The 11,571-nt window shown below is 72.4% G+C and carries 8 protein-coding genes and 1 pseudogene; 4 read left to right on the top strand and 5 right to left on the bottom strand.

All coding sequences use genetic code 11. The annotated features are described in order from the left end of the window. Both LZ198_RS30580 and LZ198_RS30575 read right to left on the bottom strand, forming a co-directional pair. Positions 1-378: pseudogene (locus LZ198_RS30580) on the bottom strand (hypothetical protein); the annotation flags it as partial. Between the two features lie 88 nt (positions 379-466). Then, positions 467-2,032, bottom strand: coding sequence for a hypothetical protein (locus LZ198_RS30575; protein ID WP_253975640.1), 1,566 nt, complete (start codon positions 2,030-2,032; stop codon positions 467-469). A gap of 180 nt (positions 2,033-2,212) precedes the next feature. Here LZ198_RS30575 and LZ198_RS30570 point away from each other — a divergent pair, with 180 nt between their 5' ends. Continuing rightward, entirely contained in the window at positions 2,213-2,590 is a 378-nt protein-coding gene (locus LZ198_RS30570) for a metallothionein (RefSeq protein WP_253975639.1), read from the top strand. Here LZ198_RS30570 and LZ198_RS30565 read toward each other — a convergent pair. The 3 genes from LZ198_RS30565 to nadA form a co-directional block, all read right to left on the bottom strand. After that, positions 2,583-3,395 carry a methyltransferase domain-containing protein gene (locus tag LZ198_RS30565; protein ID WP_253975638.1) on the bottom strand — a complete coding sequence of 271 codons (813 nt, stop codon included), beginning with the start codon at positions 3,393-3,395 and terminating at the stop codon, positions 2,583-2,585. The two genes, LZ198_RS30570 and LZ198_RS30565, sit on opposite strands and share 8 nt — an antisense overlap. A 75-nt stretch (positions 3,396-3,470) precedes the next feature. Next, the gene (locus LZ198_RS30560) at positions 3,471-4,070 is read right to left on the bottom strand and encodes a zinc-ribbon domain-containing protein (protein ID WP_253975637.1); all 600 of its coding nucleotides are present in this window, start codon (positions 4,068-4,070) and stop codon (positions 3,471-3,473) included. A 78-nt stretch (positions 4,071-4,148) separates the two neighbouring features. After that, on the bottom strand, positions 4,149-5,081 hold the full coding sequence (nadA, locus tag LZ198_RS30555; protein WP_253975636.1) for a quinolinate synthase NadA: 933 nt from the start codon (positions 5,079-5,081) through the stop codon (positions 4,149-4,151). Positions 5,082-5,450: 369 nt separating this feature from the next. Here nadA and LZ198_RS30550 point away from each other — a divergent pair, with 369 nt between their 5' ends. The 3 genes from LZ198_RS30550 to LZ198_RS30540 are packed head-to-tail and all read left to right on the top strand — an operon-like array spanning position 5,451 to position 11,571. After that, positions 5,451-7,871 (top strand): PilZ domain-containing protein, encoded by a 2,421-nt coding sequence (locus LZ198_RS30550; protein ID WP_253975635.1) that lies wholly within the window; start codon positions 5,451-5,453, stop codon positions 7,869-7,871. Beyond that, positions 7,868-8,656: a methyltransferase domain-containing protein gene (locus tag LZ198_RS30545; protein ID WP_253975634.1), complete on the top strand. Its 789-nt coding sequence runs from the start codon at positions 7,868-7,870 to the stop codon at positions 8,654-8,656. Before LZ198_RS30550 ends, LZ198_RS30545 begins: the two co-directional genes overlap by 4 nt. Further along, complete coding sequence (locus tag LZ198_RS30540) at positions 8,653-11,571, top strand: sensor histidine kinase (RefSeq protein ID WP_253975633.1); 2,919 nt, start codon at positions 8,653-8,655, stop codon at positions 11,569-11,571. Before LZ198_RS30545 ends, LZ198_RS30540 begins: the two co-directional genes overlap by 4 nt.

Below are 11,571 nucleotides of genomic sequence, written 5' to 3'. Positions count from 1 at the left end.
CACGCTGGCGAGCGCCGGCAGCGCCTCCGGCGGGGGCGCCGCGCGCGGGGCGGGCGCGGGCGCGGGCTTCGCCGGCTGGGCCACGGCGACGCCGCGCGAGCGCAACTGGTACAGCGCCTTCTTGGCCGCCTTGGCCAGGGGCTTCACGGAGGAGGCGGACAGGGCCTCGGCCAGCGCGGGCTGCCCCTCCAGCACGGCGGCCTCCAGCACGGCGTGGGCGAGCGGCTCCGGCAGCGCCTCCACCTGGGCGGGCGTGGCCGCGGCGAGGTCGCGGGTCAGGGCTCGGGCGGCCTCCACGGCGTCGTCGGGCAGGGCGGGCAGGGGCGTGCCGGCGCGCAGCGCGTCCAGCAGGGTGCGAGGGTCCGAGGAGGATTTCATGCCGCGCCTTGTACCCCGCGCCGCGCGCCCCGGGGCAGGGGATGCGCGCGGGGCCCGCCCACTGCGGCACACTCGGGGCCCGGGCGTGTCAGCGGCGGCGCACCAGCCAGCTCCGGCCGGACTGCGCCACCACGGCGAACTCCGACTGGAGTCGGGGGCCGAACACCTGCGCCGGGTGGACGCCCCGCACCACGAAGGTGTCGTACCAGGCGCCCTGCGTCCGGAAGTCCATCTCCTGGGGCCGCCACTCGGAGGGGAAGGTGGGGGGCACCTCGTCGCGGTAGCGCAGGGGCGAGTGGGGCGTGGAGGCGAAGGTGAAGTTGGGCACGCCGCCGCGCTCGCGCGCCAGCACCGCCGCGGTGTGGATGAAGACGGGGAAGCGCACCACCCGCGAGCCCGGGTCGTAGACGAGCCCCATGACGCGGGCGCGCGGGGGCGTGGCGGCGACGAGTCCGCGCCACTCGCCGGCCTCCTTGGAGAACTCCCGGAAGCCCCGGCCCAGCGCGAAGGCGAGCACCAGCGCGCACGCCGCCGCGGCCCACGACAGCGGCCTGCGCAGCGCCGGCACCGTGGCGGGCGCGGTGGCCACCAGCAGCGCGGCGGCCAGGTGCGCGTAGCGGGTGTTGAGGTAGTAGACGTAGCCGCGGATGTCGAAGGGCAAGAGGAAGTAGAGCGCGAGCGCCAGCGCGCCCAGGCCCACGAGCCGCGCCGCGCCCACCACGCCCACGCCGGACGCCTTGCCCGGCCGCGCCAGGCCCGCCACCCACGCCGCGAGCGCCACCGCGCCCACGCCGTACAGGGCCCAGCGGTCCGAGCCGTCCCGCAGGGTGTTGGCCAGCACGTCGAACAGCTCCGCGCGGTTCTGCGCGAAGCTCTTCCACGCCAGGTTCTGGGGGGAGAACGTGGGGCCCCACGCCTTCCACGGCACGCCGGGCTGGATGTCGGGCGGCTCGCCGAAGCGCAGCACCACCCAGCCCAGGAAGAGGGCCACCCCGGGCACGACGCCCGCGAGCGCCCACGCCCGGGGGCGCAGCCGCGCCCCCAGTCCCCGGGCCGTGGCGTCCTCCGGCACGGCGGTGGTGAGCAGCAGCCACGGTAGGCCGAAGGCGAGGAACCCGAAGGCCTGGACGTGGAACAGCAGCACCGCGACGAGGCACGCGGCCAGCGCGCCGGCCCACGCGCGGCGGCGGGGCGCGTCCTCGAGCGCGCGCACGAAGAAGCCGCAGCACAGCAGCGTCAGCGGCAGCGCGGCGCAGTAGTTGATGAAGCCCCAGCCGAAGCTGTCCCCGTAGGCGAAGGGGATGGCCAGGAGCGACGGCCACGTCGGCCGCTTCTGCGACCGCAGGAGGAAGCCGAGCGACAGCGGCAGGCCCACCACGTACGCGCTGAGGAAGACGCGGTTGGCGACGTCCAGCGGCAGGAGCCAGTTGAGCGCGCTGACGAGGTAGTAGTAGCCCAGGTACGGCGTCAGCGCGTGGCGCGCCGCGAACAGCTGCGGGTACACCGTGGTGGGGTCGTCCAGCCGGTGCAGCACGGAGATGAGGTACAGGTGCTGCGGCAGGTCCACCATGGGGAGCTGGCTCGACACCCACAGGGGGAGCGCGCCCAGCACCAGGGCGGCGACGTACACGAGGCGGTCGTTGTCGTTCGTCACGGAGGGGCCGGACTGTATGCGCCGCCTCCCTGTCCGGCGAGCAGCCGCGCGTCATCCCCCGCCTCGCGTGTCGCGGGTAGGTAAAGGTGTGGCGGTCGACCTTGGCAGTGGGAAGGGCCTGCGCTATAGGCGCGTTTCGAGGTGGGCGCCGCGGTGGCGGCCCCTCGGAGGAGAGCGGACATGACACGCAACGCGACGAGGGTGGCCGTGGGGCTGCTCGTGGGCGGACTGTGGGTGTTCGCGCCTGGCACGGCGCGGGCTTGCGAGGCCCATGCGCACGCGGCGGCGGACGCGAAGGCCGCCGCTCCGGGTGAGGCGGACGCGAAGGCGGTGGCGCCGGGGAAGGACGAAGCGGAGCGCCCGCTGGAGTCGCTGGACTCGCTCATCGCCGGCAAGTGCCAGTGCGGCAGCAAGGCGGACTGCACGTGCAAGAAGGGCTCGTGCGAGTGCTCCAAGTGCAAGCCGAAGCGCCAGGTGATGGACGCGCTGCGCGGCCAGCCCGCGGAGCTGAAGCTGGAGGAGGCCCGCTACGACGCCTCCGCCGGCATCTTCATCTAGGTGTCCGGGCGGAGCCCTTCTCCGCCTTGACGACGAACACCGGCGACAGCGCCACCCGCTCGAAGCGCACCAGCCCCGCCGCGGCGACCTCCGCGCGCAGGGCGTCCTCCGCTCGCGGGTGCAGGCCCAGGCGCCGGTGGAGCAGGCCCCGCGCGAGCCCCGGGGGCGCGTACGTGCTCGCCACCCAGCGCCCCCCGGGCCGCAGCACCCGGGCCACCTCCAGGAGCAGCCGGCCCAGGTCCTCGACGAAGGGCAGCGTGTCCGCCATGAGCACCGCGCCCAGCGACGCGTCCTGGAAGGGCAGGTAGGGCGCGTCCGCGCGCAGGAAGTCCACCGTCGCGCCCGCCTCGCGCGCCTGGGCGACGCCTTCCTCCAGCATGGCGGGGGACACGTCCATGCCGGCCACGGGCGGGAAGTCCGGCTCCCGCGCCAGCCGCCGCGCGACCAGGCCCGTGCCGCAGCCCACGTCGAGCACCGGGCCGTCGGGCTGGCCCAGCAGGCTGCGGTAGAGGAGGTACTCGCTGTCGCCGTCCAGCGGGCGCCGCGCGAGGGCGCGCTGGAGGGCGGGGCGGACGTACCGCTCGTACGAGCGCGCCACCCAGCGGTTCTCCAGCCCGCGCTGCACCGCGCCGGACGACGTGGGCGTCACCACCAGGTCCGCCACGCCCTCCGCCACCGGGTGGCTGGCGCGACACTCCGGGCAGCGCAGCGGGCCGAAGAGGACGACGGGCGCGGGGGACTCGGGGTGGAGCGGGCCCCGGCGGCACCGGGGACAGCGAAGGAGCTGGAGGAGCGCGTGCCGCATGGAACAGCGGAGGCTACCGTCCCGGCCCCACGCCGAGAACCGCTTTGTGCGCCGCCGGGGCGGCGCGGACGGCCTTCAGGCCGTGGGCGTCTCGAGCGGGATGCGGCGGTCCTCGGCCACCAGCACCGGCCAGCCCCGGGCCATGGCCTCGCGGAAGAAGGCGGCCAGCGCCTTGCGGCTGTGGTTCACCGCGCCCTGGAACGGGTCGATGAGGGCCTCTTCGCCCAGGCTGCGGGTGGCGTTGAGCTCCACCGGCGTGCCACACCGCTCGCAGCGGATGGACACCTGGCGCACCAGCGCCACGGGCACCGCGTAGCGGGCACCGCAGTCCCCGCACTTCCACACCAGCGCGCGCTCGCCGGCCTCGCGCCGGGCCAGGCCTTCCAGCTCGTCCGCCAGCCGGAGCAGCGCGGGCAGGTCCTGGGGCGGCTGCGCGAAGACGGCCGAGGGCCCCTGGCCCGACTCGGCGGCGCCCAGGGTGGGGGGGCGGTCCCCCTGGAGCAGGGCGCGCATGCGATCCCGGGCGCGCACGTCGCGGAACTCCGCGCCCGCCAGGGCTCGCTCCACGGCCTCGGGGACCGGAGGCAGGTCCGGCTCGAGGCGCTCATCGGTCGGCAGCGACTGGGGGTGGTCCACCAGCCGGTGCGCGGGCACTGCGAGAAATCGGAAGGCCACGGATGCCTCCATTGCACCCTGGCCCCGCCAGCGCAAGGCGCGAGTTGGCAAATGTCCGCTGCGACGACAGATTCCGCCCTATCTGGACCACTCCAGCATCCGCTGCAACGGCGCCCGGGCGGCCTCCCGCAAGTCCTCCGGCATCGTCAGCTCCGGCGTCCGGTCCTTCATGCAGCGCCAGAGCTTCTCCAGCGTGTTGAGCCGCATGAACGGACATTCGTTGCACGCGCAGCCGTTGTCCGGCGGCGCGGGGATGAAGGTCTTGTCTGGCGCGCCCTTCTTCATCTGGTGGAGAATGCCCGCCTCCGTCACCACGATGAACTTCGCCTTCGGGCTCTTGAGGACGTAGTCCAGCAGTCCCTTCGTCGAACCGATGAAGTCCGCGTGTCTCAGCACGGACTCCTCGCACTCGGGATGCGCCACCACCTCGGCGTCCGGGTGTTCCACCTTCAGCTCCACCAGCTTCTTCTCGCTGAAGATCTCATGCACGATGCAGCTGCCCGGCCACAGCACCATGTCACGGCCGGTCTGTTTCATGACGTGACGCCCCAGGTGCTGGTCCGGCGCGAAGAGCAACTGGCGATCCTTCGGGGCCTGGTTGACGATCTTCACCGCGTTCGACGAGGTGCAGATGACGTCGCTCATCGCCTTCACCGCCGCGGAGCTGTTCACGTAGCTCACCACGAACGCGCCCGGATGCTTCTCCTTGAAGGCCTTGAACGCCCCCGGCGGACACCGGTCCGACAGCGAGCACCCCGCCTTCAGGTCCGGCAGCAGGACCTGCCGTGTGGGATTCAGGATTTTCGCTGTTTCCGCCATGAAGTGGACGCCACAGAAGACGATGACGTCCGCCTGGGTGCGCTCGGCCGCCTGCGCGAGCGCGAGGCTGTCGCCGACGAAGTCCGCCACGTCCTGGACCTCACTCTCCTGGTAGTAGTGAGCCAGTATCACGGCATTCATGGAGCGCTTGAGCTCCAGGATTTCCCGCGCGTAATCGACCTCGGTTGCCACGGCGCCTCCTTGGGTAGCCGACAATTAACCCGGTCCCGGGGGCGGGGCCACACCCGTGCTCACCAGCCAGGCGGATGGGTGCCCGACACTGGCGTTCCCCGGGTCTGCCCTGCCACCGTCACTCGTGCGCTTGCGGAGGCCTGCACGGATGGCGTCACCTGACGGCGGAGTGTGGGTAGAATGCACGCAATCCCCCGGGTCGGGCCGGGAGGAGGCAGTCGCCTTGCTGTCACGCTTGGACGAGCCGCACATTCGAAGTCGAAAAGACGTGAACGGCTGGCGGGAGGGACGATGCCAGTGCCGGAGCCGTGGGCGAACGCCCTGTCCGTCCCCCTTCCAAATGAACGCCTTTCCCGTCGAGGAGAGAGCATGAGTGTCCCCACTCAGGACGTCCTGATTGTTCATCCGAACGAGGGCCGTCGCGCGGCCCTGGCGGAGGTGCTGGGAGTCCACCGGGTCGTCGCGGTGGAGTCGCAGATGGAGGCCACCCGGCGCATGGAGGTCTCGGCGCCCACGCTCATCATTGCACCACCGGACAATGCGCGGCGCTTCTTGAGACATGTCGACAGAGCTGCCCCGGAGGCGGTGCGCGTGTTCGTCTGTGCCCAGTCGGACCGTCAGGGACTGGAGGAGCTGGTGGAGACGGCCGCGGAGGGCCACGTCTTCAGCACGCTCGACGACAGCCTCACCGTGTCGGAGCTGGGGCGGCGCATCAGCAACATCCTCCAGTTGCGCGCCTCCGCGCGGGTGATGCTCAGCGCGCGCATGGAGGCGGAGTTCCGGCTCCAGGGCCGCGCCTACGCCTCGCGCTGCCTGGACGTGGGCAACTTCGGCGCCGCGCTGCAGGTGCCGCTCGACGCCGCGGTGGCGGCGTTCCTGCCGGGCGCGGTGCTGGAGGACCTCCGCGTCGAGCGCGAGGGACGGCGCGTGCTGCAGGTGCGGCGCGCGCTCGTGCGCCACGTGCAGCCGGTCCGCCTGGGCGCGGAGCACTCGCTGCGCGTGGGCATCTCCTGGGGCAACGCGCAGGAGGACGGGTCCGGCGTGCCGCTGACGGTGGTGAGGGATCCGGTGGCGGTGCTGGCCATGCTGCGCAAGGCCGTGCGCCGCGGCTCGGGCGTCTGGCTCACGTACCCGGACTCGCCCTCCGAACAGTTCGTGCTGGACGCGCCCGTGCTGGACCAGCTGTCCGGACGCTCCGTGCTGCGCGGCGACCTCGCGGACTGCGGCGCGGTGTCCGCGGGCGACGTGCTCAACCTCTCCTTCGAGGTCGGCGGCCAGAGCTACTCCGGCGTGACGAGCGTGCTGCGCGTGGGCCCGGGCATGACGCTGAGCGTCCCGCGCACGCTGGGCATGAAGAACCGCCGCGGCCTGCAGCGCTTCCGTCCGGGGCAGGACCACCGCTTCCTCGTCTCCTTCACGGCGCCCTTCAGCGGCAAGAGCGTGACGCGCTCGGTGCTCGACCTGAGCACGCGCGGCCTGTCGTTCTCCTTCGACGCCTCGTACGAGGTCCTCCCGGCGGGCTCGCTCCTCGACGTCTCGCTGCTCCTGCCGGACGGCACGGAGGCCGCGTGCCGCGCGGAGGTGCGCTCGGTGGACGGCGTCTCGCCGGACGGCGGCCCGGAGAACCCGCTGCGCCCGTACCGCTGCGGCATCCGCTTCCTGGACGTGCCGCCCCAGGTCCGCAACGCGGTCCACGCCGCCTTCGTCGCCGCGCGCAGCCAGACGGTGGAGGACGGCGCCCGCTCGGACTTCCAGGCCATCTGGCGGATGATGGAGGCCGCCCACTACGGCTTCCACCCCGACTATCCCTTCGGACGCGAGCCCACGTACATGGGCGCGCTGGAGCGGATGCATCAGCGGCTGGCCGCGTCGGGGGAGCTGGGCAGCTCGCTCGTCTACAAGGACGCGGACGGCGTGCAGGGGCACGTGGCGGGGCTGCGCATCCACTCGCGCAGCTGGCTGGTGCAGCACCTGGCGGTGCGGCCGGGCTTCCACCGGCAGGACCAGATCGCCCACGAGCTGTCGGCGCTGGCCATCGAGCTGGGTGAGGCGCACGAGGACGTGGACTTCATCCGCTTCTCGTGGCGCGAGGACAACCGGTGGCCGAGCCGGCTGGGCACGTGGCTGCTGCGCGTCATGGACAGCCGGGGCCTGAGCTGGCTGCGCCACTTCGAGTACATGCGGCGGGAGCTGGACTCCGCGCCGCCTCCTCCCGAGGGGTTGCCTCCCGTCGACGAGGCGAGCGACGCGGACTGCGAGCGGCTGGAGTTCTTCCTGCGCGAGCGCGGCGAGGTGGTGCGGGTGCTCGCCGAGGACCTCCAGGTGGGGCGCATCCGCCTGGAGGGGCTGGCGGAGCGCTACGCCGCGCACGGGCTGCACCGGGCGCGTCAGGTCTTCTGCGTGCGCTCGGAGAACGGCCCGGTGGCCATGGCGCTCCAGGAGGAGGGCAGCCCCGGCATCAACCTCATCGAGAAGACGAGCGCCTTCTGGTTCGTGGTGTTGGACCCGGGCCACCCCGGGGCCGCCGCCGCGGTGCGGGCCCTCATCGAGCGCTGCGCGGAGCACGCGCGCTCCAAGGGGCGCGCCGCCGCGGTGGCGCTCGCCGCGGACGAGGACGTCGCCGCGCTGGAGGCGGCCGGGTTCCAGAAGCTGGGGCGCTTCTCCGAGTGGTTCTTCCACCGCACCATGGTCCGCCGCTGGGTGGAGTTGTTCCGCTCCATCTTCGAGCGGGTCCAGCGCGTGGGGAGCGCGGCGGGCTCCCGGGGTGCGGCGTCCCGGAGGTCTGCGTGACCTACATCATGGAGTCCTCGGAGGAGTCGCGCCGGCTGCAACTGCAGGCGCAAGCCGATGACATCCGACCGTTGTTGCGAGCCACCGGGCTCGTCCGCGGTGCCCGGGTGCTCGACGCAGGCTGTGGTCCGGGGGAGATTTCCCAGACGTTGGCCCACCTGGTCGGAGTCGAGGGGCGCGTCACCGGCATCGACATGAGCGAGGCCCGCCTGGCCGAGGCGACCCGCCGCTGCGCGGACCTGCCCCAGGCCCGCTTCCTCCGCCGCGACATCCGCGACACGGGGCTGCCGGATGCCTCCTTCGACTACACCTGGAGCCAGTATGTGCTCGAGTACCTCTCCGACTGGGACGCCGCCCTCGCGGAGTTCGTCCGCGTCACGCGCCCCGGGGGCCGGGTCGTGGTGTCCGAAATCGACGGTCAGGGCATGAACAACTGGCCGCTCCCCAAGGAGCTCGAGGACGGGGCCCAGCGCTTCGCCCAGGGCCTGTCCGCCCACGGGTTCGACCTGTTCGTGGGGCGCAAGCTCTTCCAGGGGTTCCGCAAGGTGGGCCTGCGCGACGTGCGGGTCCACGTCGTGCCGCAATACGTCGTGGCCGGCACGGCGGACGAGCGCTTCATGGCGGATTGGCGCACGCGCTTCGAGGCGCTCGCGCCCGCGGTATCCCCGGCTTTCGGCTCCGAAGTCGCCTATCGGGAGTTCTGTCAGGCCTACCTGCGAATGCTGAGCGATCCGGATACGCTCAAGTATTCGGTGCTGGTGGTCACTGAGGGAGTTCGCGCTTGAGCGAAGCGACAGCGGTAGGCCTGGAAGACGCGGGTCAGGACACGCCGGACAATGCCCCCGAGGTCAGCGTCCGCACGACGTCCACGCTCCTGTTGTACTTCGAGCGCACGTATGGCGCGCAGCGGCTGCGGAGTCTCTGGGAACGGCATGACCTGTCGCTGTCGCTCGACTACCTGCGCACGCACGCCAACTACATCTCCCTGCGCTTCCTGGAGCGGCTGTCCGCGCTGTTGATGCAGGAGTCGGGGGACCCGCGGTTCATGCGCAACGCGGGGCTGTTCCTCGCCGCGCCGGAGGCGATGGGCTTCGCGTACTACCTGCTGCGCGCCTTCGGTTCGCCGCGCATGTGCTACGTGAAGACCATCGAGCTGGCGCCCAGCTACAACCGGGTGGGCACCTTCAAGGTGGAGCTGCTGGACCGCAAGCAGTTGCGGCTGGCGTACACGAGCAAGGTCCCGGAGAGCAACCGCGACATCTGCGAGCTGCGCATGGGGCAGTTCGCCTCCATCCCCACCATCTGGGGACTGCCGTCCGCGGAGGTGCGTGAGTCGGAGTGCCAGGTGCTCGGCGCGCCGGTGTGCCGCTACCACCTGACGTGGACGGACCCGCCGTCGCTGTGGGGCCACCACATGGGCCTCGTGCTGGGCACCGTCTGCGGCCTGGGCGCCAGCGCCATGGGCCTGGGCAACCCCATGTTCTGCGTCGCGTCCCTGGCCGCCACGGGCTTCGCGGTGGGCGGCTGGCTGGACGGGCGCCGGGAGATGCGGGGCAAGGACGAGGCGCTGCGCGCCCAGGACCAGGCCATCACCGGGTCGCTCTCCGAACTGCAGCAGCGCTACGACGAGATCTTCCGCGCCAACGTGGCCCTCGAGGACCGCGTGGCCGAGCGCACCCTGGCGCTCAAGGACGCCAACGGCAAGCTGGAGACGGCGCTCGCCCGCCAGCAGGAGCTGGACCGGCTCAAGAGCGAGTTCTTCGACAACGTCAGCCACGAGCTGCGCACGCCCCTCACGCTCATCCTGCTGGCGCTCGAGTCGCTGGAGCACCAGGGCAAGGAGAGCGAGCCGCAGGTGGTGGAGCACCACGTGGCCACCATGCAGCGCAGCGCCCAGCGCCTCCTGCGGCTCATCAACAACCTGCTGGAGCTGGCGCAGTTGGAGTCCGGCAAGGCGCGCCTGCGCTACCAGCCGCTGGAGCTGCACGCGTTCCTGCGCACGGTGCTGCCGCCGTTCAACGCCATGGCGGACCGCCAGGCCGTGTGGCTGCGGCTGGAGGGCTCGGCGGTGACGCCCGTGGAGGTGGACCACGAGCGCATCGACATCGTGTTCCAGAACCTCCTGTCCAACGCGCTCAAGTTCACGGTGATGGGCGGCGTGACGGTGCGGGTGCGCGAGGAGGAGCACGACGTCGTCGTGGAGGTGGAGGACACCGGGCCGGGCATCGCCACGCAGGACCTGCAGGTCATCTTCGACCGCTTCGCGCAGGCGGACAACAGCGGCACGCGCCGCTTCGGCGGCACGGGCATCGGGCTGGCGCTGGTGAAGGAGACGCTGGAGCTGCACGAGGGCGGCATCGCCGTGACGAGCGAGCTGGGCAAGGGCTCCATCTTCCGCGTGCGGCTGCCCAAGGGGCGCGCGCACATCCGCGAGGAGCTGCGCGAGCGGCGCCGCGCGGACATGCCGGTGCGCCGGGAGCGGCGCGGGTCGGGCTCGTTCCCCTCGCTGGAGTCGGGGAGCCAGGAGTCGCCCGGCGTGGTGGTGCAGGCCCGCGACCACGCCGGCCCGGATCCGGACTCGCCGCGCATCCTGGTGGTGGAGGACGACGCGGAGATCCGCGCCTTCATCGCGGGGCTGCTCAAGCAGCACTACCAGGTGCTGGAGGCCGTCAACGGCGAGGAGGGGCGCCAGCGCGCCATCGTGGAGCGGCCCGACCTCATCGTGTCGGACGTGATGATGCCGGTGATGTCCGGCCTGCAGATGCTGGCGGCGCTGCGCATGCATCCGGTCGCCGTGGACATCCCGGTCATCCTGCTCACCGCGCGGCAGGAGGTGTCCGCGAAGGTGGAGGCCCTGGGCTCCGGCGCCAACGACTACCTGGGCAAGCCCTTCAGCCCGCGCGAGCTGCTGGCGCGCATCGAGACGCAGTTGCGCCTGCGCGAGGCGGCGGTGCGCGCCGCGGAGAACGAGCGCCTGGCCGCCGTGGGCCTCCTGTCGTCCGGCTTCGCCCACGAGGTGCGCAACCCGCTCAACGGGCTGATGAACGCGCTGTTGCCCCTCAAGGAGGTGCTCTCCGGCAGCTCACCGGACGCGGAGGTGAGCCGGGCCATGGTGGAGGTGGTGGAGGAGTGTGGCCAGCGCATCCGCCACCTCGCCGAGTCGCTGCTGTCGTTCACCCGCGGCTCGGACACGCCCGTGTCGCTGGCGCTCGACGAGATGCTGGACTCCACGCTGAGCGTGCTGACCTGGCGCGTGCCCGGGGGCGTCACGGTGGAGCGCTCCTACGAGTGCACGGCGCCCGTGCAGGGTGACCCGGGGCTGCTCAACCAGGTGTGGCTCAACCTGCTCGACAACGCGCTGCGCGCGGTGGGCGAGCGGGGCTGGGTCCGGGTGTCCACCGCGCGCGACGGCGACGAGGCCGTCATCACCATCAGCGACAACGGCGAGGGCATCCGGAAGGAAGACATGGAGCGGCTGTTCCAACCGTTCTTCTCCACGCGCGCCGCGGGGGAGGGGACGGGGTTGGGGCTGGCGCTCAGCCGGCGCATCGTCGTGCGACACGGGGGGCGCATCCAGCTCTCCAGCGAGCCGGGGCAGGGCACCCAGGTGGAGGTCCGCCTGCCGCTCGGGACGCCGGCTCACGCTTCGGGTGAAGCCGCGCGGCCGGACGGCGAACCCCGCGTGGGTCGCTGGGCCTGA

The organism is Myxococcus dinghuensis, from assembly GCF_024198235.1.
GTDB lineage: Bacteria > Myxococcota > Myxococcia > Myxococcales > Myxococcaceae > Myxococcus > Myxococcus dinghuensis.
This window is presented reverse-complemented; position numbering and strand designations above follow the sequence as displayed.